Raw genomic sequence first — 22,264 nt, forward strand, 5'->3', positions numbered from 1 at the left:
AATGGCAAAAGTTCTGGTGCTCTATTATTCCATGTATGGACACATTGAAACCATGGCTCACGCAGTAGCAGAAGGCGCAAACAGAGTAGACGGCGTTGAGGTCGTGGTTAAACGCGTACCGGAAACCATGCAGGCGGAAGCCTTCGCCAAAGCTGGCGGGAAAACACAAAATGCCCCGGTGGCGACCCCGCAGGAGCTGGCAGACTATGATGCCATTATCTTCGGCACCCCGACCCGCTTCGGCAATATGTCCGGCCAGATGCGCACCTTCCTCGACCAGACGGGCGGGCTTTGGGCCTCCGGTGCGTTATATGGCAAGCTCGCCAGCGTGTTCAGCTCTACCGGCACGGGTGGCGGTCAGGAGCAGACGATCACCTCAACCTGGACTACCCTTGCACATCATGGGATGGTGATAGTGCCAATTGGCTACGGCGCGCAGGAACTGTTCGATGTTTCCCAGGTTCGTGGCGGGACACCGTATGGCGCAACCACCATTGCCGGTGGGGATGGTTCACGCCAGCCAAGCAATGAAGAACTTTCAATCGCCCGCTATCAGGGTGAATACGTCGCGGGTCTTGCCAAAAAACTGAACGGCTAACCCAACAGGAGGACAAGTATGCCAACGCAAGAATCCAAAGCTCACCACGTGGGTGAATGGGCAAGTTTACGCAATACCTCTCCGGAGATTGCCGAAGCCATCTTTGAAGTCGCCAATTATGACGAAAAGCTGGCTGAACAGATTTGGGAAGAAGGCAACGATGAAGTGCTGGTTCGCGCCTTCGAAAAAACCGACAAAGACTCGCTGTTCTGGGGCGAGCAAACCATCGAACGTAAAAACGTCTGAACGTGCCCCCCGCTCGCGCGGGGGGATTTCTGCTATTTCGCCGCGTTATTCATCACCGCATTGAATTTATCGATCGGACAGAAGCCATTGCCATCCACCGGACAGCCCTTCAGCTCCAGCGTCACGCGCTGCGCAGGGGATTGCAGCGACAGTACGCTGGCGTTACGCAACTGGTCAGAACTCTGGTAAACATACTCAATTTTCATCAGCTCCTGATTAGTGTTTTTGTCATGCCAGCGCTGGAAGACAATTTTACCGCCAATCGGGGTCCGTTCCTGCTGGTCGTGCAGCTGATATGGCCTGAAGTCCAGCGCAGTCAGCAGCGAGGCGATGTTGGAGTCATGCCCCACCAGCAGGGTAATTTTTGGCGCTTTTGCCTGTTCGGTCACCAGCGCTTTATCAATGTACTTCACCAGCGGTTTAGCCACGTTTTGCGCCACGTCCGTCGAGGTAAACAGCGAATCCTGATAGCCATTTTTCAGCTTCGACAGCACCCGCCACTGCTGATCGGTTTTGATTTCGCCCCAGGCCACCTGGTCTGTCGGGAAGCCTTCGTAATACTGTAGCGTGAACGCATCCACCAGCGAGTTACCCACCTTCAGCGGCCCGGAGACGCCCGGCTCTTTTTCATAGTCGGCACTGAAGGTATCTTTCGCGTCCGCCAGCGAGCAGACTTTTTTCTCTTTGCAGGACGGCGAGTCGGCGTAGCTGGTCATCTGCTCCAGCAGCTTGTAGCTTTCGCCAAGCTGCATTTTCTGCCGCTCGGACTCCATCGCTTTCAGCGCTTTTTCGCGGAATTCCGGGGAGTTATCGGTAATGACCGGATTGAATGTCGGATCCATGGTGCCCATTTTTTCCTGATGATGCACAGGAACATCGCACCCCGGGAACGCGCCGGTGTTAAAGAACTGGGCGGTCGCCACGGTGCGCTGGAGGCTGTTGGCGTAGGCATAGACGGTATCCGCTGGCGGGCATTCACCCGTCTTCACCATCCCCTGCTCTGCCAGCCACTCGCGCATATAGTGACCCATATACACTTCCAGTACGCCCCCTTTGGTGGTGAGCTGTCCACCCGGAACGTCCCACTCCGGCCACTGCTTCGGCGTGGACTGCTCCAGCACGCTGCCGTTATTGGCAAGCGGCGCGCGCAGGTTGTGGCGGCTCATGATGAGCACCTGTTCCAGCTGATAGCCGTCCGGCGTGACCTGCGCCTGTGCGCCAAAGGTCACGGAAAGGGTACCTGCCACAGCAACTGCGAGTAGTGCTTTTCTCATCCCTAATTCCTCACACGTTTTTTAATGTCGCACTGAGTGTGACAGATTCGTGACAGGTTTTTCGGGAAGCATTTCTCATACTGATAAATACGTGACTCGCTGATTCAGACGCTGATGCCGGTGACGATGCCGACATACAGCGCTGCCCATGCGCAGGCTGAAAGCAGGCTGACGGCGTATACCTTTAACGCGTTCAGCCTGAGCATGCCCGCCGCCAGCGGCACGATATAGCGCAGTACCGCCAGGAAACGCGAAGTGAACAACACCAGCACGCCATTTTTATGCAGCTGGTGCTGTACCCGCAAAAACTTATCGGCATGTTTTGCCGTGAAGCGTGACACCAGCCGGGTATGCCCCATCAGCTGGCCGATATGGTAATTCAGCACCGAACCTGCCGTAGCGCCCATCACCACCGCCAGCCACGTCAGCGCCGGATGCATGCTTGACTGGCTGACGGCGATCCCTGCCAGCAGCATGACCGATGCGGGCGGCAGCACGGAGGAGACCAGCACCGTCGATTTACTCAACGCCATAATAACGAGCAGCGCGAACAGATGCGTCGGATAATGCGCAAAATGATCCAGCAGCGTGTCCAGCCATGCCATTTTACTCTCCCGATAACCAGTGAATTCTCCATTAGAAGTGAAACCGGTTAAATAAAACGTCAACATCCCTTTAATAATATTCATTTAAACCGTACTTAAACATTATTAAAATTCTTCGGCAGCCATTTTAAATAAGCGTATTATCCCTCCCGTTTTACAACGATCTCGTTATGGCGAGGCTCCTGTACAAATACACGTTATCGCTCTGGTGGGTTCGAGAGAACCGGCACAGGGTAAAACAGGCACTGTCGAATCAAGGCTTTGTCAGTATAACTTCCCTTTCGGGATACGGTGTACAGTGCTGAACCCAGGACGTGGGGATCTCCTTTCCGACATGCCCTGTCTTGCTCGCCCCTGAGAGATTTTATTATTCAAAGGGAATTTACTATGTCTTACGCTATTCACAACCAAAACCTGGCTTTTAATGACAGCGCCATCGCGCAATATATGAATACCGATTTTATTGTTATCGATATTTCATTATGCGTGGCTCTGGCACGCGAACAGTTCTTTGAAAAATTAAAAGACGATGATATTCCGTCGCATATTTTTATCGAAGATAACGGTCGCCTCGCGGGTTTGATTGCCGTACGCAAACTCTTGCAGGCCACGGATACCGTACAGCCCGTAAAGGGGCTGATGATATCGGATTTTATCCAGCTCAAACCGGAAGATGAGCGGGCGGATGTCGCCGGGGTCCTGGCGCACGCGGGTGCGGATGTTGTGCCGGTAGTAACCCACGGCAAGCTGGTGGGCTGCCTGACCGAGCGCGAAATCGCCCATCTGCTGGAAGATGATGTGACAGAAGATGCCCAGCTTCAGGGGGCGACGCTGCCGCTGGAAAAGCCCTATCTGGAAACCAGCGCCTTTAGCCTGTGGAAGAAACGCTCCGTCTGGCTGCTGCTGCTGTTTGTTGCAGAAGCGTATACCAGTTCGGTGATCCAGCATTTTGAAGAGGCGCTGGAATCCGCCATCGCGCTGGCGTTCTTTATTCCGCTGCTGATTGGCACCGGCGGAAACAGCGGGACGCAGATCACCTCGACGCTGGTGCGCGCCATGGCGCTGGGGGAAGTTCACCTTCGCGACGTGGGTCGCGTGCTGCGCAAAGAGATGAGCACCTCGCTAATGATTGCCGCCACGCTGGGTCTGGCGGGCTGCATTCGCGCCTGGATAATGGGCATTGGGATGGAAATCACGCTCATCGTCAGCCTGACCCTGGTCTGCATTACGCTGTGGAGCGCAATCGTCTCGTCGGTGATCCCGATGGTACTGAAACGCTGCAAAATCGACCCGGCGGTGGTCTCCGCACCGTTTATCGCCACGCTGATCGACGGAACCGGGCTGATTATCTACTTCAAAATCGCGCAGTATACGCTGGGGCTGGAATAACGAAAAAACCCTGCGATATTGCTATCGCAGGGTTTTCGAATTTGGCGGAAGCGTAGAGATTCGAACTCTAGAACCCTTTCGGGTCGCCGGTTTTCAAGACCGGTGCCTTCAACCGCTCGGCCACGCTTCCAAAGTGAGGCGCACTATAAACATCTCTGAGCATGATGTAAAGCATGAAATTGCATTACGTTAAGCATCTTCGTCGTTCCCTTCCGCCTCGCTGACTTTTTCATCATCGACTGGCTAAAATGTAAACATTTATTTTTACATTCATTACGTTTATTAAATTCGCGGGTGGTCATTTAGACTCTTTTTCGTACAACACCCATTAACCGTGCATCACTGCGATACGAGATTAGCCATGACTTTATTTAACGACGATTATGAATTTTATATTTATCAGTGATAACTATTACCTTTGCCATGGTGTTTCAAGCGCCCTGACATCCACCTGTTTGATTCGCGATGACGCGGATATTCACGATCTCAACAGGCTCGATCCAGCAATGGATTTTATCATTGCGATTGAACAGGATAAGTTACGCAATAAAACCATTCAGCAGGTCAAAAAAGTCAAACGTGATTACATCGTCCTGATGCATGAGATAGAAGCCAACAGCGCGGTGAGAATCGATAATATTATCTATTCGTCGATGCATTTTACTGCTCACCCTTTTCAACAATTAATGCGTTTTTATCGGGCGCTGAGAACACACTCCTTTACGCGACGCGAATATGACGTGCTGAAGCTTTTTCATATGGAAAACCATGAGATCGCGAAAAAGTTAAAACTGTCACAAAAAACCACCAGCACCTACCGCGTGAGGATCCTCGAGAAATTAAATATGCGTTCTAAAAATATTCTGGCGATGACCCGGATAAAATCGGCGATTGTCGATCAGAAGCTGTGACATTTCGCCTGGCCTCGCCAAAACCGACGCATCAGTTTTCGCCCTGAGGGGGTTTAGCTGGCGCGGGATACCAGTTCTCTTTGGCAACCATCACGCTGCCCTCCGGCTGCATAACAAAATTCGGGGACATGATCTGCACGTTAAATTCATTAAACACGTCCTGTATCTGGCTGTGCAGTTCATTGCGGGCAACCGCGAGGGACTGATCGGGCAGCAGACGAACCTGCAATTCGTAAGCGATATACCAGTCCATTAACCCTAACTGGCGCACCAGCGGCGGCTCGGTAAGGTCAATTCCTTTTGCCCGTTTCGCAGCCAGCTCCAGCATGGCATGCACCTGACGCCATGGGGTGTCATAACCGATCGTGACGCTGACCGTCAGATTGAGGCTGCCATCGGGCTGTAGCGCGCTCAGGTTGGTGATCTTACCGCTCACCACCACCGCATTGGGCACGGTAACGACATAATTTTCCCGGGTAATAATTTTGGTCGCCAGCATGCCTATTTCACTGACCTTACCTTCGTTATCCGCCACCCGAATGACATCGCCTTTACGCAGGGCGCGGGAGTAAATCAGGACCAGACCGCTCATGGCATGGTTCATTACCCCCGCCGAGCCCAGCGTTAACATCAGGCCGAAGAAGACGCTAATACCTTTAAACGCCAGCGAGTTTGCGCCGGGGAGAAACGGCCAGGCGGCAGAGAGAGCAAATAGCCAGACGGCAACGGAAATGAGCTTGCGGGTCGCCCCCACGGTTTCCGGATGGACGCCGGGGAGTTGCAGACGACCAGCCTCCACCTGATTGAGCACCACCTTGAGAAGCTTCAGAATAAAAGCGGTAAGGAGGAAAATGATCAGCACAATCGTCAGCCCCGGCAAGGCCGAGACAATTGCCAGGGCGATTTGCTGCACCACGCGAAGCGTCCAGTCCCCCAGCGACGTGCCCCACACCCGGGTCCATGGAAACAGGCTGAATGCCCAGCTCAGCCAGACGTAAAAGCCAATCAACCCCAGCAGGAACATCAGGATGCCGTAAAGCCGAATCTCAATTGCGCCTATGTACCGCCGCCAGCTTTGCGGTACACGGCTGCGATTCTCCACAATACGCCGACGGTAGACGCGCCGGAACCAGCGCCAGGATCGCCAGGCGCCATAGCAGAGCAGCATAAGCGCCAGCAGACCAGCGGCTGTTTTTACCGTCGACAGCGCCAGCCAGCCGGTATCGTATTGATCGCGCAGCGCCATTCTCTGCGCTTCCATGCGCGCCAGCACGCGCTGCGCGGCCTGATCGAGGGTAAGATCGTCCCCTTCATCCAAATCCCCTTCCGTCAGCAGCATCACCGGCTTACCGTTCATCACTATCAGCCGTCCCTGCTGGTTATAGCGGGTGACGGGGACGACGCTGAGCGGCTCACGTACATCCGCCTCGGTAAAATTGCGCAGGGTGTTGCGGATGCGTAAAACGCGCTCTTCGGGCGTAGTCAGGCCAAACTTCGCCTGTAGCATGACGATCGGCTGATGGAAGATATAGACGGTTCGGGCGCGCTCCTGCTCCGTAGGCGCCTGGCGAGGCTCTGCGGCATACGATGAGAAGGCGCTCAGGGCGGCAAAACAGAACGCAAACGCGAGCAGGATTTTTTTCATCCTCACTACCCCAGGTCAGAAATCTTGTTATTTTTCAGGCAACCCGCGAATGCCAGGTGGGTATGTTGAGAATAGTCCAGCCTTCCGTTTCTGCAAGATGCAACCGTGAGCGTGTTGCTCTCAAACACAATATATGTATTATGTTATAACATAACATTTTCGGATTGCGTTCTATGAGACTTAAAAAAGGGTTATTTCTGGCTTCACTTCTTTCCATGGCACCTGCCGCTTTCGCCGCAACCTCCTGGCCTCTCACGATAGAAAATTGCGGCGTAACGCAGACCTTTGCGCAGGCTCCTCAGCGCGTCGTGACCGTGGGTCAGCATGAAACTGAATTATTGCTCGCTCTGGGGCTGGAGAAAACGATCGCCGCGACGTCGGTCTGGTTCGGTGAACTTCCGGCTCCGCTGGCGGATGCCGGAAAAAACCTTCCCCGGCTCACAGAAAATTCGCCCTCTTTTGAAGCTGTGGTGGGACAGAAACCGGAGCTCGTTCTCGCGCAGTATCACTGGCACATTGGTCCGCAGGGAGAAGTGGGAACACGTGAGCAGTTTGCATCGCTGGGAATAAATACCTGGATCTCCCCTGCCGACTGCACGGATAAAGCGGTGACGGAAACGTCAAACGCAGACGGAGCACGAAGCGCGCCGTTTTCACTGGCGGAAATTACGCGGGAAGTGACAGATCTGGCCACGATTTTTGATGTTTCCGCCCGAGGTGAGCAGCTCAACCGCGCGCTGACGGAACGTATCGAAAAGGCCCGGGCGCGCGTCTCAGCGAAACCGCTTCGCGTCGTGTTCTGGTTCTCCAGCAGCCGTCTGAACGGCGACCCCTGGGTGGCGGGGAATTACGGCGCGCCTGGCTGGATCAGCCGCACGCTGGGGTTGAAGAACATTATTGACTCTCACGACGAATGGCCAGCTGTAACGTGGGAACATATTGCCCGGTCGCAGCCGGACGTGATTGTTATCGCTGAGATGTCCCGCAGGCTCTACCCTGCCGATGACGTTGCGGTAAAAGAAGCATTCTTGCGCAGTGACCCGGTGACGAAGAACATGCCTGCGGTCAGGAACAACCACATCATCGTGGTGCCAGCGATGTCGTTAAACCCTTCATTGCGTAACGTTGATGCCGTTGAGCTTATCAGCGATCGACTGGCTTCTTTCCGGGATGAACAATGAGTCCGTTGGCTTTTGAACGCCGCCAGCAAACTTTACTGGCGGCAGGCATCATGGCGCTGCCGCTGATGCTGGTCTTTGCCGCCAGTATCGGTGATATGCCGGTGTCGTATGCCAGTACCGGGAAAGCGATCCTCAACGGACTGGGGTTGACCGCTTATGCGTTGCCGCAAACAGAGGAAGGTATCATCTGGGAATATCGCATGAGCCGGGCAGTAATGGCGGCGTGCAGCGGCGGTGGCCTGGCGCTGTGCGGGCTGGTGTTACAGTCGATCCTGCGTAACCCTCTGGCTGAGCCGTATCTGCTGGGGATTTCCGCGGGCGCATCACTGGGCGCCGTCTGTGTAATGCTTCTCGGTATCGGGGGAAGCGTGATTGGCGTGAGCAGCGGTGCGTTTGTCGGCTCCTGCGCCGCCTTTGCGCTCATCATGCTGATTACAAACGGCATGAGCGCAAGCCCGTCACGCATTTTACTGGCTGGCATTGCGGGTACTCAACTCTTCAACGCCATGACCGCGTACGTTGTCAGCACGTCCGCCAATGCCGAGCAGTCCCGTAGCGTCATGTTCTGGCTGCTGGGGAGCCTGAGCGGCGTGCGCTGGCCTGACGCGCTACTGGCGCTGGCCGTTACGCTTGCAGGTTTACTGGTGATATTTCTCTTTTCGCGGGCGCTGGATACCTTCACCTTCGGGGATGAGGTCTCTGCCACGCTGGGGATCCCGGTTACCGCCGTGCGTATTGTCTTATTGCTGACCTGCGCCGTCGTCACCGCAACGATGGTGAGCGCCATAGGCGCAGTGGGGTTTGTGGGACTGGTGATCCCCCACGTGACGCGCATGCTATGCGGGCCGGGTCATCGTCGCGCGATCCCGCTGACGTTTCTCATCGGCGCCCACTTTATGATCCTCGCAGATATCGTCTCACGCACGCTGATTGTGCACCAGGTTCTGCCCATCGGAGTGGTGACTGCGCTGGTGGGCGCCCCCGTCTTTGTGGCGTTGCTTTATCAAAACCGAAAGGAGCATCCATGAATATTACCGTGGCCGGGTTAACCGTAACCCGACAAGCGCAGACGGTGCTGAAGGATATTGATCTCGACCTGCCATCCGGGCAGATTGTCGGCCTGTTAGGGCCAAACGGCTCGGGCAAGTCGACGCTATTGCGCTGTCTCGCCGGGCTGATCCCGCGACTTAGCGAACGTGTTGCGCTTAATGGCACAACGCTTGGCACGATGCCACTGAAAACACGCGCGCAGACCATGGCCTTTGTTCCGCAACATGCTGAAGTCGACGGAGAGCTGACCGTTGAGGAAATCGTTAGACTGGGGCGTACGCCCTACCGGAAAACATTCCAGAGAACCACTCGCGAGGATGAGGCTGCGGTTGAACAGGCGATTGGCCTGATGCAGTTAACCGGATTGCGCCAGCGGCGATGGCAGTTTTTGTCTGGCGGAGAGCGTCAGCGAAGCCAGATAGCCCGCGCGCTGGCCCAGCAGCCGCAGGTGCTGTTGCTTGATGAACCAACGAACCACCTGGACATTCAGCACCAGCTGGAGCTGATGCGGCTCGTTTCACAGCTGCCGCTTACGGTGGTGGTTGCACTGCACGATCTCAACCTTGCGGCCAATTACTGCCAGCGGCTGATCCTCCTGAAAGCCGGAAAGATTTCAGCCACGGGCGCGCCCGAAGCGGTGCTGACGCCAGCAAACATCGAGGACACCTGGTGCGTAAAAGCGCAGGTCAGTAAGGCCGACGCCGGGATCACGATAAGCTACAACATGGGCGGCATGGCTGAAGTCTGGCGCAAAAGCAAAAACCCCTGCGATATTGCTATCGCAGGGGTTTCGAATTTGGCGGAAGCGTAGAGATTCGAACTCTAGAACCCTTTCGGGTCGCCGGTTTTCAAGACCGGTGCCTTCAACCGCTCGGCCACGCTTCCTAAGTGAGGCGAACTATAAACACCTCACCGCGCGCTGTAAAGAGTGCGCGCATTCGTTCGCTTTAAAAATAGCCAAAATGCGTTTAATCGGTTGAATAGACGACAGATTGGCCATTTTGCCAGCATAATATCCACCGCGGATCGTTAGTGCTTTTTGATGTACATATCTTTGGTGTAGTAATACCCGAGCTTGTCCGGCGTGAATCCCCCCACCCAGGGTTTTACCAGGTGCGTGCGCACGTAGTGATAGACCGGGATCGCCGGTACATCGCGTCCCAGCAGATCTTCTGCCTCCTGGTAGAACTTACCGCGCTCCTCCGCCGTTTTCGATTTCGCCGCGTTCGCCAGAGCCCGATCGTAGTCCGGATTGCTGTACTGCGTGGTGTTTTGGCTATCCCCGGTACGGAAGGTGTTCAGGAAGGTTGCCGCATCGTCGTAATCGGCAATCCAGGCGTAGCGTACCGCGTCAAAGTTATGGGTGTGCATAGTATCAAGCATGGTTTTCCACTCCTGATTTTGCAGCTTCGCCTCCACACCGAGGTTCTTCTTCCACATAGAGCTGGCGGCAATGGCAATACGCTGATGCGATTCTGACGTGTTATAGAGGAGATTAAAGCTGAGCGGATGGCTGTCGTTAAATCCGGCTTCGGCCAGCAGCTTTTTCGCCTCGGCAATGCGTTTATCCATCGGCCAGCTGGCGTAATCCGGGTTCTGTAGCTTGACGCCGCCAATATCCGTCTGGCTGATCAGCCATGCCGGGCGCTGCCCCTGCCCTAATACTTTCCCGGCGATGATGTCTTTATCCAGCGCCAGGTTCAGCGCCTTGCGCACGCGGGCGTCGTTGAACGGCGGCCGGGTGGTGTTGAACTGATAATAATAGGTGGCAAGCTGCGGTGAAACGTCCAGCTCGCTCCCCAGCGTTTTCTTCAGCTGAGCAAACTGGTTGATCGGCACCGTGTAAACAATGTCGATTTCGCCCGCTTTGTAGCGGTTGACGTCAGCAGCTTCAGAGGAAATGGGCAGATAGGTCACCTTGTTGATGACGGTATGTTCGTTATCCCAGTATTTCGGGTTCCGCACCGCCACGATGCGTTCGTTCACCACCCACTGTGACAGTTTATAGGCCCCGCTGCTGACGAAGTGCTCCGGCTTGGTCCACTTATCACCGAAACGGCCTACCAGGACTTTATCTATCGGCACCAGAGACGGGTGAGCCAGCATCGCCAGGAACGCGGCATTTGGCTGCGTGAGCGTCACTTCCAGCGTGGTGTCATTGATGGCTTTCACACCCAGCGACTCGGGCGCTTTTTTGCCTTCTGCAATATCAGCGCCGTTGACGATACGCATACTGCCGGGATAGCTGGCATAGGGAGAGGCGGTTTTCGGGTCGACCAGCCGCTGCCAGCTCCAGACAATATCTTCCGCGGTGATGGGGGTTCCGTCGCTCCAGGTAATGCCCGGGCGCAGATGGAAAGTCCAGACGGTGTTGTCTTTATTTTCCCATTTCTCCGCCAGGCGCGGCTGGATTTCACCTGCCGGAGAGACACTGACCAGCCCGTCGAATAAATCGCTGATAATATTGAATTCGACATCGCTTTCGACTTTATGCGGGTCGAGCGAGGCGGGTTCACTGCCGTTGTTTCTGACCAGTTCCTGCTTATCTGCCAGCTGGGTTCCTGCCGGCACGTTAGCCGCCCAGGTTGCCGTGCTCGCGCACAGGATCCCCGCGGTTAACAAAGAGAGCGTAAAGTGCGTGCGTGTTTTTGGTTTCATTTCCTTCGCCTTATTGTCTGTTTTTATGACGATCCGGAAATAACTCGTAGCGGCCTTAGGGAAATAACGCAATATTTTTCAGTAACCTATAAGAGGTTGATCTGAATCCGCCCTACAAACCGCACTTCATTCTGAGGACAAAGGCTTTACCAGAATAAAAAACCAGCATAATCCCTAAGGGGCTGAGTAAAGATGGGTAAAACCACTTTGCGTCTGCCGCGCCGTTTCCTATTCTTTGCGCTAATTACATCTGTCATAAGAGAGTGACTCATGGATCGTATTATTACTTCTTCACGCGACCGCACATCGCTACTCAGCACCCATAAGGTGCTGCGCAATACTTATTTTATGCTCAGCCTGACGCTGGCGTTTTCGGCGATCACCGCGACGGCCAGCACCGTACTGATGCTGCCTTCTCCGGGTCTGATCCTGACGCTGGTGGGTATGTATGGTCTGATGTTCCTGACCTACAAAACCGCGGATAAACCAGTAGGTATTCTTTCCGCGTTCGCCTTTACCGGCTTCCTGGGCTACATCCTGGGGCCAATCCTGAACGCCTATCTGTCTGCCGGTATGGGTGACGTGATTGGTATGGCGCTGGGCGGTACCGCGCTGGTGTTCTTCTGCTGCTCGGCCTACGTGCTGACCACCCGTAAGGACATGTCCTTCCTTGGCGGTATGCTGATGGCGGGTATCGTGATTGTGCTGGTCGGTATGCTGGCGAACATCTTCCTGCAATTGCCTGCGCTGCATCTGGCAATCAGCGCGGTGTTTATCCTGATTTCATCCGGCGCAATCCTGTATGAAACCAGCAACATCATTCATGGCGGTGAAACGAACTATATCCGCGCCACCGTGAGCCTGTATGTGTCGCTGTACAACATTTTCGTCAGCCTGCTGAGCATCCTGGGCTTCGCCAGCCGCGATTAACTCATCGTGTTGTGAACATGGCCCCGCTTATGCGGGGCTTTGTTTTTTTGGTAGACTGATGCGGTTTTTGACTAACGCGTGAATGATTATGTTGAGTTTTGAAGGCAAAGAGATCGAAACCGATAACGACGGTTATCTGAAAGAGAGCAGCCAGTGGAGCGAAGCGCTGGCGGAGAAAATTGCGGAAAACGAAGGAATTACCCTCTCCCCGGAACACTGGGAAGTGGTGCGCTTTGTGCGGGAATTTTACCTTGAATTCAACACCTCACCCGCTATCCGCATGCTGGTCAAAGCCATGGCAAATAAGTTTGGCGAAGAGAAAGGCAACAGCCGTTATCTGTATCGCCTGTTTCCGAAAGGCCCGGCTAAACAGGCGACAAAAATTGCCGGTCTGCCAAAACCGGTAAAATGTATTTAATAGCGAATACTGAAGTCAGCGTATTCCCGGCCGGGTTGATGCGGTTCCGTTAGCACTTTATCAACCCGCGCGCTGCGCGGTCCGCCCGCTTTCAGCCACGCCACCAGCTTCTCTACCCGATCCGCCTCACCGCAGGCCACGACCTCCACGCTGCCGTCATCCATGTTACGCGCATACCCCGTCAGCCCAAGCTGAAGGGCTTCGCGCTGGGTGCTGTAGCGGAATCCGACGCCCTGTACAAGGCCATAGACCCAGGCAATGGTGCAAACATTTGACATCATCCTTCTCCTTATCCGACTGGCGCGTTGCATTTCCTCACTGAAGTCGGGAAAAGGGCGGCCATTTCATTGGAATCGACAGAATAGCAAATTATGAGTGTACGTTTAGTGTTAGCCAAAGGGCGCGAGAAGTCATTACTGCGCCGTCATCCCTGGGTCTTTTCCGGCGCGGTTGCCCGCATGGAAGGTAAAGCCAGCCTCGGTGAAACCATCGATATTGTTGACCATCAGGGGAAATGGTTAGCACGCGGCGCATATTCACCTGCATCTCAGATCCGCGCGCGCGTCTGGACGTTCGATAAAGAAGAAACCATCGATATCGACTTCTTCGTCCGTCGTCTGCAACAGGCGCAGCAGTGGCGCGAGTGGCTGGCAAAGCGTGACGGACTGGACAGCTATCGTCTGATTGCCGGTGAATCCGACGGGCTGCCAGGGGTGACAATCGACCGCTTCGGCAATTTCCTGGTGCTGCAACTTCTCAGCGCCGGGGCGGAGTACCAACGTGCCGCGCTGATTAGCGCGCTGCAAACCCTGTTCCCGGAATGCGCCATTTACGACCGCAGCGACGTGGCGGTGCGCAAAAAAGAGGGCATGGAGCTGACGCAAGGCCCGGTCACTGGCGAACTGCCCCCTGCCCTGCTGCCTATCGAAGAACATGGCATGAAGCTGCTGGTGGATATCCAGGGTGGCCATAAGACCGGGTATTACCTCGACCAGCGTGACAGCCGTCTGGCGACGCGCCAGTACGTTGCCGATAAGCGCGTGCTGAACTGCTTCTCCTATACCGGCGGCTTTGCGGTCTCTGCCCTGATGGGCGGCTGTGCTCAGGTGGTGAGCGTCGACACCTCACAGGAAGCGCTGGATGTGGCGAAACAGAACGTTGAGCTGAACAAGCTGGATCTGAGCAAAGCGGAGTTTGTGCGTGACGACGTGTTTAAACTGCTGCGTAAATACCGCGACCAGGGCGAGAAATTTGACGTCATCGTGATGGACCCGCCGAAGTTTGTGGAAAACAAAAGCCAGCTGATGGGCGCCTGCCGTGGCTATAAAGATATCAACATGCTGGCGATCCAGCTGCTGAACCCGGGCGGCGTACTGCTGACATTCTCCTGCTCTGGCCTGATGACGACAGATTTATTCCAAAAAATCATCGCCGATGCCGCAATAGATGCGGGTCGTGATGTACAATTTATAGAGCAGTTCCGTCAGGCCGCCGATCACCCGGTGATCGCTACCTACCCGGAAGGGCTGTATCTGAAAGGGTTTGCCTGTCGCGTCATGTAACTTGAAAAGAGAAATATTGCCCGCACATAGTGTGTATGTAATGTTTCCCGGGAGGTGACTATGATTGCCAGCAAATTCGGTATCGGCCAGCAGGTCCGCCACACCTTGCTTGGATATTTGGGTGTGGTCGTGGATATCGACCCGGAGTATTCCCTTGATGAACCGTCAGCAGACGAGCTGGCGGTTGACGCAGAGCTTCGCGCCGCGCCCTGGTATCATGTGGTTATGGAGGGCGACGATGGTCAGCCTGTCCATACCTATCTTGCCGAAGCGCAGCTGAGTGGTGAACTACAGGATGAGCATCCGGAACAACCCACTATGGATGAGCTTGCTCAGACCATCCGCAAACAGTTACAGGCACCAAGACTGCGAAACTAAAGGTGTTAAAAAGCCCGTCAAACGGGCTTTTTTTATTTTGCCAGCCCCAGACGGGGGATATCGATTGCCGGACAGCGATCCATCACCACCTTTAACCCGGCATCGCGCGCCAGCACAGCCGCCTGCTCATTAATCACGCCCAGCTGCATCCACAGCGTTTTCGCGCCGATAGCGATCGCCTCCTGCGCCACGCCCCAGGCCGCCTCTGAATTGCGGAACACGTCCACCATATCTACCTTTTCCGGCACGTCCGCAAGCGTCGCATAGCCCTGCTGACCCAGCAGCGTTTTCCCCGCCACCTTCGGCGAAACCGGGATTACGTGATAACCCTGGTCCAGAAGGTATTTCATGACCCGATAGCTTGGGCGATCCGGTTTATCGCTCGCGCCGACCAGCGCGATAGTGCGCGTGGACGTCAGAATCTCGACAATGTCGTTCTCTTTCATGCTCTTCCTCCTGGTTTTTTTTAAAGTGTACGTCAAAGCGGATATCTCAACCACGCATCACCTACAGAAGTATGAGGGCAAAACGGCAGAATATGTCTATATGTTAGTAAACGTGATTATCGAAAACTTTTGATACATTCTTACCGAGTGTTTTGTCTACAGGAGTCTGCTATGAAAACCGGCATTGCCTCGGCTGTGGTTGCGTTAATCATGCCGGTTTGTGTTTTCGCAACCACCCTCAGACTCTCAACCGACATAGACCTGCTGGTGCTGGACGGGAAAAAAGTCTCCAGCTCCCTGCTGCGAGGTGCAGACAGCATTGAGCTGGATAACGGTCCGCATCAGGTGGTTTTTCGGGTGGAAAAGACGATTCGCCTCGCCGACAACGAACAGCAGGTATACATTTCGCCTCCGCTGGTTGTGAGCTTTAATACCCAGCGTATCAGCCAGGTCAACTTCAGTCTTCCGCGTCTCGTAACAGAAAAAGAGTCACTGGCATTTGATGCTTCGCCACGCATCGAGCTGGTGGACGGAGATTCCATGCCCATCCCGGTAAAGCTGGATATCCTGGCGCTGACAAAAAGGCCAAAAGGAACAGATTACGAAGCAGACACGGAGATCTATAACAGGGCCAGCAGACGCGCTTCCCTGCCCCAGTTCGCCACCATGATGGCGGATGACAGCACCCTGCTTTCGGGCGTATCGGAGCTGGATGTACTCCCCCCTCAGTCACAAACGCTTACTGAGCAGCGCCTCAGGTTCTGGTTCCAGAATGCCGATCCGGACACGCGCGCCCGTTTTCTGCAATGGGCAAAACGACAACCTTCGTCATGAGCCACATTTTTTTGTCCTTTCTCTTGCAGCATCAGTCAGTTCCCGTCATCGTGTAGCGAGGTAACCTCACGGATAAGATTATGGAACTGACAACTCGCACACTTCCGGCGCGCAAGCATATTGCTCTGGTTGCGCACGATCACTGTAAACAAATGCTGCTGAACTGGGTTCGCCGCCATCAGCCTCTGCTACAGCATCATGCCCTTTCTGCTACGGGAACAACCGGCAACCTGATCCACCGCGAAACCGGTCTGGAAGTAAATGCCATGCTGAGCGGCCCGATGGGAGGGGACCAGCAGGTAGGTGCTCAGATTTCGGAAGGCAAAATTGACGTTCTGATTTTCTTCTGGGATCCACTGAATGCGGTTCCGCATGACCCTGACGTTAAAGCGCTGCTGCGTCTGGCGACGGTGTGGAACATTCCGGTAGCCACCAATCTTTCAACGGCAGATTTCATCATTGAATCGCCGCAGTTTAACGATCCGGTGGAGATTTTGATCCCGGATTATCCGCGTTATCTTGCGGAGAGACTGAAGTAGTTTTTTGCCGGGTGGCGGCTCCGCCTTACCCGGCCTACACAATTGCCCGCGTCGTTACGGCTTTCTCGCCACCGGTACGTCAATACTCTTCAAAATATCGACAAACACCGACGGCTCCTCTTTGTTAAACAACAGCCACACGCGATGGCGCGCGCGGGTTATCGCTACGTACAATAAACGCCGCTCCTCTGCATCCGGGAAATCTTCGGGAACAGGCAGTAACGCCTCTTCCATCACAGATTCCCGCGCCGGTGCCGGGAATCCGTCGCTCCCCTCTTTTAGCCCCACCACAATCACGTAGTCGGCCTGCTGCCCTTTACTGGCGTGAATGGTCATAAAATCGAGCTGTAGTTTTGGCCAGCGCGTCGCCGCTTTTTCCAGCGCCGTCGGCTTCAGGTGGTGATAACGCGCCAGGACCAGAATGCGCTCATCCGGTTTCGCATAGCCGCTCAGTTTATCCAGCAGCGGTTCCAGCTGATCGTCCGCCAGCAGGGTGACGGCCTTTTTATCCCCCGACGTCAGGCTGTTAAGCGGTTTCGACAGCTGGTGCGGGTTCTGCTGAATAAAACGGTTGGCTATTTCGCCAATCCGCGAGTTGAAGCGGTAGGTGGTGTCCAGATCGCTGCGATCGCCTTCCCCAAAATAGTGATGGAAGGCCGTCGTGAGAGAAAGCTGCGCCCCGCTGAAACGGTAGATAGCCTGCCAGTCATCACCCACGGCAAACAGCGACGTGTGTTTATTCTGCGCCCGCAGCGCCGAAAGCAGCGCAGCGCGCTGCGGCGAGATATCCTGAAACTCATCCACCAGAATGTGTTTCCACGGGCTGACGAAGCGCCCTTTCTCCAGAATGATAATGGCCTGATGGATCAGCCCGGAAAAGTCGACCGCGTTTTCGTCTTTCAGCGCGGTTTTCCACGCTTTTAGCATCGGTGCCATCAGCTTAACCCGCTTAGAAAACACGGCGCGGATAGACTCCGGTGCGCTTTCTATCATCTCTGCCTGAGATCCGCCATGCGTGCGCATCAGGCTTACCCACCGGTCGAGACGAGAACCCAGACGGCGCGCCAGCTTTTCATCCTGCCAGAAGCTGCCCTCTGGCACCTCCCAGTGGAGTTCCTCTTCAAGCCACTGACGCCAGCCTTTCGCCTGCGCCTTTTTTTCACTGCATTGCTGACGCCATGCCTTGATAAACAGCGCCTGGCGAGCCTGAGCATCATTCTCCAGTTTGCTGACAACAGGCACTTTTTTGCTGCCCTGTTGAATGATGTGTAACGCAAGGGAGTGGAAGGTGCGCGCCGAGATATCCTGGGTATGCAAACGCGCCTGAATGCGTTCATCCATTTCCTGCGCCGCCTTGCGGCCAAAGGCCAGCAATAAAATCTGGTCGGCAACCGCCTCGCCCGTCGTCAGAAGCCAGCCCGCGCGCGCCACCAGCACCGACGTTTTGCCGCTCCCGGCACCTGCCAGCACTAATAAAGAGTGCTCGCCATTCACCACGGCGCGCGCCTGGGCAGGATTGAGGGGCGATGATTCCACCGTACTGAAGAAATCGGCATATTGCGTAAGCATCGCATCGGTCCAGGCCTGGTTGTGCGCCATTCGGCTTTTCTCGATATCGCTCAGCCATGCCTGACACTTCCGCCACGCGTCGCGGCAGTTATCAAACTCCTCAAGCCGCGCCACCGGTAAAGGCAATGCCGTCAGCGCCTGGGCGATTTTTTGCTGAAGCCCGGCAGTTTGCTGGCGCGTCAGCCACCTCTGCTGAGTATTGCTTAGCGCGATATCATCCAGTACCTGTTGCAGCACCTGTGCGGCAATCACGCTCATCTCCTGGCTCCACTGCTGCCAGCGCGTGTTCAGATGATGGTGGAAGCGTTGGGTTTCCGCCCACTCGGTCCCGTGGAGTCGCACCACTTTTTCTTCTGGCAGAACGAACTCCAGTTCTCCCCAAACCAGCCCTCGCTTGCAGTGAATGGCCAGTAGCTGATTAAACGGAATAAGGTATTCGTGGCGTTCACCGGACACTTTCACTCCCGCATTGAGGAGGACAACCTTGTCGTAAGGGTGTTGCGCCAGGCGTTTGCCCATTGAAGTTGCTTTCAGTTCCATATCCTGCCGGATCCACGAGGTCATAATTTGTCAGACAGTTTAACTGCCAGTTTTAAGGTGCTCCAGCCCAAAAAAACGTTACAATCACCGGGCGTTAATCATATCGAAGGAAATGAGGGTTTATGCGTACCGTTCTGAATGTGTTGAATTTTGTCCTTGGCGGTTTTGCCACCACCCTTTCCTGGCTTTTTGCCACCCTGGTGAGCGTCGTGCTCATCTTCACCCTTCCGCTGACGCGCTCCTGCTGGGAAATCACCAAACTGTCCCTCGTTCCTTATGGAAATGAAGCCGTACACGTGGATGAGCTGGAGCCGGAAAGAAAAAATGCTTTGATGAATACCGGCGGCACGCTGCTGAATATTCTGTGGCTGATCTTCTTTGGCTGGTGGCTGTGTCTGATGCATATCTTCGCCGGTATTGCCCAGTGCATTACGATTATTGGCATTCCGGTTGGCATCGCGAATTTCAAAATTGCCACCATCGCCCTGTGGCCGGTAGGACGCCGCGTTGTCCCGGTTGAAGTGGCACAAGCCGCGCGTGAAGCCAATGCCCGTCGTCGTTTTCAATAATAAGGACTGGCCGCTCTCATGCTAAGCCCCCTGCTTCGTCGCTATACATGGAACAGCAACTGGCTTTATAACGTCAGGATCTTTATCGCCCTCTGCGGCACCGCCGCGCTGCCGTGGTGGCTGAATGATGTGAAGCTCACCATCCCCCTCACGCTTGGGGTGGTGGCTGGTGCGCTGGCAGATCTCGATGACCGGCTGGCCGGTCGTTTGCGTAATCTGGTCATCACGCTGGTCTGCTTCTTTATTGCTTCCGCGTCCGTTGAGCTGCTTTTCCCCTGGCCCTGGCTGTTTGCCTTAGGGCTGACCGTCTCCACCAGCGGCTTCATTTTGCTCGGCGGCCTCGGGCAACGCTACGCCACTATCGCGTTCGGCGCCCTGCTGATTGCCATTTACACCATGCTGGGCGTCTCCCTTTACGATCAGTGGTATCAGCAACCGGTCCTGCTGCTGTTGGGCGCTATCTGGTATAACCTGTTGACCTTAACCGGGCATCTTATTTTTCCGGTCCGTGCCTTACAGGACAACATTGCCCGCAGTTACGAACAGCTGGCCCACTATCTGGAGCTGAAATCCCGGCTGTTCGATCCGGATATCGAAGAGGACAGCCAGGCGCCACTGTACGATCTGGCGCTGGCAAATGGCCAGCTGGTCGCCACGCTGAATCAGACCAAAGCCTCTCTGCTCACCCGTCTGCGCGGCGATCGCGGTCAGCGCGGTACCCGCCGCACACTGCACTACTACTTTGTCGCCCAGGATATTCACGAGCGCGCCAGCTCATCGCATGTGCAGTACGCTGACCTGCGCGAGAAATTCCGCTACAGCGACGTGATGTTCCGTTTCCAGCGCCTGCTGTCGATGCAGTCTCAGGCCTGCCAGCAACTTGCGCGCTCAATACTGCTGCGCACGCCCTATCAGCATGACCCTCGCTTTGAGCGCGCATTCAGTCATCTGGATGCAGCCCTCGATCGCGTTCAGGCCAGTGGGACATCGCCGGAACAGTTCAAAGCGCTGGGATTCCTGCTCAACAACCTGAGAGCCATCGATGCTCAGCTCGCCACCATTGAGTCTGAACAGGCAATGGCGATGCCGGGCAATGACGCTGACAACCAGCTTGCCGATGACAGTCTGAACGGTTTCAGCGATATGTGGCTGCGCCTGAGCCGTCATTTTACCCCGGAATCCGCACTCTTTCGTCACGCAGTGAGGATGTCGCTGGTCCTGTGCGTGGGCTATGCCTTTATCCAGATCACGGGACTGCACCACGGCTACTGGATCCTGCTGACCAGCCTGTTCGTCTGCCAGCCGAACTATAACGCGACCCGTCATCGCCTCGCGCTGCGTATTGTCGGGACATTAGTCGGGGTCGCTATCGGGCTGCCGGTGCTCTACTTTGTGCCATCGGTCGAAGGGCAACTGATCCTGATTGTGATTACCGGCGTCTTGTTCTTCGCCTTCCGCAATGTGCAGTACGCCCACGCCACAATGTTCATCACGTTGCTGGTTCTGCTCTGCTTCAATCTGCTGGGTGAAGGCTTTGAAGTGGCCCTCCCCCGCGTGATCGACACGCTTATCGGCTGCGCCATCGCCTGGGCGGCGGTGAGCTTTATCTGGCCGGACTGGCGTTTTCGAAATTTACCCCGCGTGTCCGACAGAGCAATGAACGCCAACTGCCGCTATCTGGATGCCATTCTTGAGCAGTATCATCAGGGTCGTGATAACCGTCTGGCCTATCGGATTGCCCGTCGCGATGCGCATAACACTGACGCGGAGCTGGCTTCCGTTGTCTCGAATATGTCAACAGAGCCGCGCGCCACGGCAGAAATCCGGGAAACGGCCTTCCGCCTGCTGTGTCTGAACCATACGTTCACGAGCTATATCTCTACCCTTGGTGCCCACCGTGAGAAACTGACGAATCCGGGGATCCTGGCGCTACTGGACGACGCCGTTTGCTACGTTGATGATGCGCTTCATCATCAACCTGCGGATGAGCCACGGGTTCACCAGGCACTGGATGAGCTGGTGCAGCGTATCGCACACCTTGATCCTGGTACCGACAACAAAGCGCCGCTGGTCCTACAGCAAATTGGCCTGCTTATCGCTTTGCTGCCGGAAATTTGTCGACTGCGACAGCAGATTGCTACCTGGCGGAATGATGGCCCTGTGACTCAGGCAGCGCATTAAACCACTCCGTAAGCTCCCGGCGAATATCCGCCGGGAGTGCCGCTTCATGTAGCCCTTCGATGGCCCCTTCCAGCGCGAACAATACCCGGATACTCAGCGCTTTATTTTTAGAGCGCATTTTCAGCCAGCTCGTTTTTGCCCCCAACTGTCGTAGCATCTCTTCGTTGGTGATGCCCGCCTCCATAAGCAGGACCTCAATCTGAAAGGTCAGGTTCGGCAGATCTTTAAGCCGGTTACGCTGATGGCGCTGGTAGCGCTCTTTCCTGGCAGCATCGAGCGCAAACGAGGAGAGCTGAAGCAGTTTTTCCCTGTTTTGCCACAGGCCTTCATCCACACGGTAGTAATTAAGCAGCACAGGACGTCCTCGTTTCATCAGGGTCAGAAAAGAGGAGGCATTTTTTACACAGTATTTTGCACTTTGCTCACAAGCGCGAAGGTACAGCTCGCCGTCAGACACCATCGCGAACACCGCTTCATCCACGGCGAGGGTGTAGCCGCCAAACAGGGCGCGATGATGAATTTCACCCAGCGGAGAGAGGTATTCCTGCGATTGATAAATCCGCTCATAGGATATCTTTTTCATGATAATTCCATTAAAAATCATACAGTAAACACGATATTTCTTACTAACGGATCCGTTAGCAGGAAAATAGGCAACTTATTGCCGTTGGGCAAGATGATTTTTTCAGGTTCACCAGGAATGGATGAAATTTGCGAGTCGCTTTCCGAAAATGAGGTTGA

23 protein-coding genes, 2 tRNA genes and 1 riboswitch are annotated in these 22,264 nt (G+C 55.0%); of the genes, 15 read left to right on the top strand and 10 right to left on the bottom strand.

Going from position 1 to position 22,264, the window contains the following annotated elements; translation table 11 throughout:
* Position 1 precedes the first annotated feature (1 nt).
* Together wrbA and BH712_RS05910 are read left to right on the top strand one after the other, a co-directional pair.
* Complete coding sequence (gene wrbA / locus BH712_RS05905; protein ID WP_006809323.1) at positions 2–598, top strand: NAD(P)H:quinone oxidoreductase; 597 nt, start codon at positions 2–4, stop codon at positions 596–598.
* 18 nt (positions 599–616) lie between these two features.
* A complete protein-coding gene (locus BH712_RS05910) occupies positions 617–844 on the top strand; it encodes a YccJ family protein (protein ID WP_006809324.1) in 228 nt (75 codons plus the stop codon).
* A gap of 32 nt (positions 845–876) precedes the next feature.
* Here the strand turns inward: BH712_RS05910 and agp are convergent, their stop codons facing one another.
* Positions 877–2,118 carry a bifunctional glucose-1-phosphatase/inositol phosphatase gene (gene agp / locus BH712_RS05915; RefSeq protein ID WP_006809325.1) on the bottom strand — a complete coding sequence of 414 codons (1,242 nt, stop codon included), beginning with the start codon at positions 2,116–2,118 and terminating at the stop codon, positions 877–879.
* Between the two features lie 104 nt (positions 2,119–2,222).
* Complete coding sequence (locus tag BH712_RS05920; protein WP_032673548.1) at positions 2,223–2,723, bottom strand: DedA family protein; 501 nt, start codon at positions 2,721–2,723, stop codon at positions 2,223–2,225.
* 157 nt (positions 2,724–2,880) lie between these two features.
* A riboswitch (M-box (ykoK) riboswitch) is annotated at positions 2,881–3,050 on the top strand.
* A 60-nt stretch (positions 3,051–3,110) separates the two neighbouring features.
* Here BH712_RS05920 and BH712_RS05925 point away from each other — a divergent pair.
* Entirely contained in the window at positions 3,111–4,112 is a 1,002-nt protein-coding gene (locus BH712_RS05925; protein WP_006809327.1) for a magnesium transporter, read from the top strand.
* A gap of 42 nt (positions 4,113–4,154) precedes the next feature.
* On the opposite strand, the gene BH712_RS05930 is transcribed toward BH712_RS05925, so the two are convergent.
* Positions 4,155–4,242: transfer RNA gene (locus BH712_RS05930), tRNA-Ser, on the bottom strand.
* A 253-nt stretch (positions 4,243–4,495) separates the two neighbouring features.
* Between BH712_RS05930 and BH712_RS05935 the strand changes: the two genes are divergently transcribed.
* The gene (locus BH712_RS05935) at positions 4,496–5,023 is read left to right on the top strand and encodes a helix-turn-helix domain-containing protein (protein ID WP_006809328.1); all 528 of its coding nucleotides are present in this window, start codon (positions 4,496–4,498) and stop codon (positions 5,021–5,023) included.
* Between the two features lie 31 nt (positions 5,024–5,054).
* Here BH712_RS05935 and BH712_RS05940 read toward each other — a convergent pair whose 3' ends face one another.
* Positions 5,055–6,668 carry a mechanosensitive ion channel family protein gene (locus BH712_RS05940; RefSeq protein ID WP_006809329.1) on the bottom strand — a complete coding sequence of 538 codons (1,614 nt, stop codon included), beginning with the start codon at positions 6,666–6,668 and terminating at the stop codon, positions 5,055–5,057.
* A gap of 173 nt (positions 6,669–6,841) precedes the next feature.
* Here BH712_RS05940 and BH712_RS05945 point away from each other — a divergent pair, with 173 nt between their 5' ends.
* Genes BH712_RS05945 through BH712_RS05955 form a run of 3 tightly spaced genes read left to right on the top strand, consistent with a single transcriptional unit; the run spans position 6,842 to position 9,710 of the window.
* Positions 6,842–7,849: an ABC transporter substrate-binding protein gene (locus BH712_RS05945; protein WP_006809330.1), complete on the top strand. Its 1,008-nt coding sequence runs from the start codon at positions 6,842–6,844 to the stop codon at positions 7,847–7,849.
* Positions 7,846–8,877, top strand: coding sequence for a FecCD family ABC transporter permease (locus BH712_RS05950; protein ID WP_006809331.1), 1,032 nt, complete (start codon positions 7,846–7,848; stop codon positions 8,875–8,877). Before BH712_RS05945 ends, BH712_RS05950 begins: the two co-directional genes overlap by 4 nt.
* Positions 8,874–9,710 (top strand): ABC transporter ATP-binding protein, encoded by an 837-nt coding sequence (locus BH712_RS05955; protein WP_226864999.1) that lies wholly within the window; start codon positions 8,874–8,876, stop codon positions 9,708–9,710. Before BH712_RS05950 ends, BH712_RS05955 begins: the two co-directional genes overlap by 4 nt.
* On the opposite strand, the gene BH712_RS05960 is transcribed toward BH712_RS05955, so the two are convergent.
* Positions 9,697–9,784, bottom strand: a tRNA-Ser gene (locus tag BH712_RS05960). The two genes, BH712_RS05955 and BH712_RS05960, sit on opposite strands and share 14 nt — an antisense overlap.
* A gap of 144 nt (positions 9,785–9,928) precedes the next feature.
* Positions 9,929–11,557, bottom strand: a complete 1,629-nt coding sequence (locus BH712_RS05965; RefSeq protein WP_032673549.1) for an ABC transporter substrate-binding protein — start codon at positions 11,555–11,557, stop codon at positions 9,929–9,931.
* A 270-nt stretch (positions 11,558–11,827) separates the two neighbouring features.
* On the opposite strand from BH712_RS05965, the gene yccA reads away from it, so the two are divergent.
* Together yccA and tusE are read left to right on the top strand one after the other, a co-directional pair.
* The gene (gene yccA / locus BH712_RS05970) at positions 11,828–12,487 is read left to right on the top strand and encodes an FtsH protease modulator YccA (RefSeq protein ID WP_003858127.1); all 660 of its coding nucleotides are present in this window, start codon (positions 11,828–11,830) and stop codon (positions 12,485–12,487) included.
* Between the two features lie 88 nt (positions 12,488–12,575).
* A complete protein-coding gene (tusE, locus tag BH712_RS05975) occupies positions 12,576–12,905 on the top strand; it encodes a sulfurtransferase TusE (RefSeq protein WP_003858129.1) in 330 nt (109 codons plus the stop codon).
* On the opposite strand, the gene yccX is transcribed toward tusE, so the two are convergent.
* Positions 12,902–13,183 carry an acylphosphatase gene (gene yccX / locus BH712_RS05980; protein WP_174269505.1) on the bottom strand — a complete coding sequence of 94 codons (282 nt, stop codon included), beginning with the start codon at positions 13,181–13,183 and terminating at the stop codon, positions 12,902–12,904. The genes tusE and yccX overlap by 4 nt on opposite strands.
* Positions 13,184–13,276: 93 nt before the next feature.
* On the opposite strand from yccX, the gene rlmI reads away from it, so the two are divergent.
* Both rlmI and hspQ read left to right on the top strand, forming a co-directional pair.
* On the top strand, positions 13,277–14,467 hold the full coding sequence (gene rlmI, locus BH712_RS05985; protein WP_015570890.1) for a 23S rRNA (cytosine(1962)-C(5))-methyltransferase RlmI: 1,191 nt from the start codon (positions 13,277–13,279) through the stop codon (positions 14,465–14,467).
* 60 nt (positions 14,468–14,527) lie between these two features.
* Positions 14,528–14,845 carry a heat shock protein HspQ gene (gene hspQ / locus BH712_RS05990; protein ID WP_006809336.1) on the top strand — a complete coding sequence of 106 codons (318 nt, stop codon included), beginning with the start codon at positions 14,528–14,530 and terminating at the stop codon, positions 14,843–14,845.
* Between the two features lie 32 nt (positions 14,846–14,877).
* Here the strand turns inward: hspQ and BH712_RS05995 are convergent, their stop codons facing one another.
* Positions 14,878–15,291 carry a CoA-binding protein gene (locus BH712_RS05995; protein WP_006809337.1) on the bottom strand — a complete coding sequence of 138 codons (414 nt, stop codon included), beginning with the start codon at positions 15,289–15,291 and terminating at the stop codon, positions 14,878–14,880.
* A gap of 171 nt (positions 15,292–15,462) precedes the next feature.
* Here BH712_RS05995 and csgI point away from each other — a divergent pair, with 171 nt between their 5' ends.
* Together csgI and mgsA are read left to right on the top strand one after the other, a co-directional pair.
* Positions 15,463–16,125, top strand: a complete 663-nt coding sequence (csgI, locus tag BH712_RS06000) for a curli synthesis inhibitor (protein ID WP_006809339.1) — start codon at positions 15,463–15,465, stop codon at positions 16,123–16,125.
* A gap of 80 nt (positions 16,126–16,205) precedes the next feature.
* Complete coding sequence (mgsA, locus tag BH712_RS06005; RefSeq protein WP_006809340.1) at positions 16,206–16,664, top strand: methylglyoxal synthase; 459 nt, start codon at positions 16,206–16,208, stop codon at positions 16,662–16,664.
* Positions 16,665–16,718: 54 nt separating this feature from the next.
* Here mgsA and helD read toward each other — a convergent pair whose 3' ends face one another.
* Positions 16,719–18,773, bottom strand: a complete 2,055-nt coding sequence (gene helD, locus BH712_RS06010) for a DNA helicase IV (protein WP_032673550.1) — start codon at positions 18,771–18,773, stop codon at positions 16,719–16,721.
* Positions 18,774–18,895: 122 nt separating this feature from the next.
* Between helD and BH712_RS06015 the strand changes: the two genes are divergently transcribed.
* Together BH712_RS06015 and yccS are read left to right on the top strand one after the other, a co-directional pair.
* Entirely contained in the window at positions 18,896–19,342 is a 447-nt protein-coding gene (locus BH712_RS06015) for a YccF domain-containing protein (protein ID WP_006809342.1), read from the top strand.
* 18 nt (positions 19,343–19,360) lie between these two features.
* Entirely contained in the window at positions 19,361–21,523 is a 2,163-nt protein-coding gene (yccS, locus tag BH712_RS06020; protein ID WP_006809343.1) for a YccS family putative transporter, read from the top strand.
* Here the strand turns inward: yccS and BH712_RS06025 are convergent.
* Positions 21,480–22,106 (bottom strand): TfoX/Sxy family DNA transformation protein, encoded by a 627-nt coding sequence (locus BH712_RS06025; RefSeq protein WP_032673551.1) that lies wholly within the window; start codon positions 22,104–22,106, stop codon positions 21,480–21,482. The genes yccS and BH712_RS06025 overlap by 44 nt on opposite strands.
* Positions 22,107–22,264: the final 158 nt, after the last annotated feature.

Source organism: Enterobacter hormaechei ATCC 49162, assembly GCF_001875655.1.
Lineage (GTDB): Bacteria > Pseudomonadota > Gammaproteobacteria > Enterobacterales > Enterobacteriaceae > Enterobacter > Enterobacter hormaechei.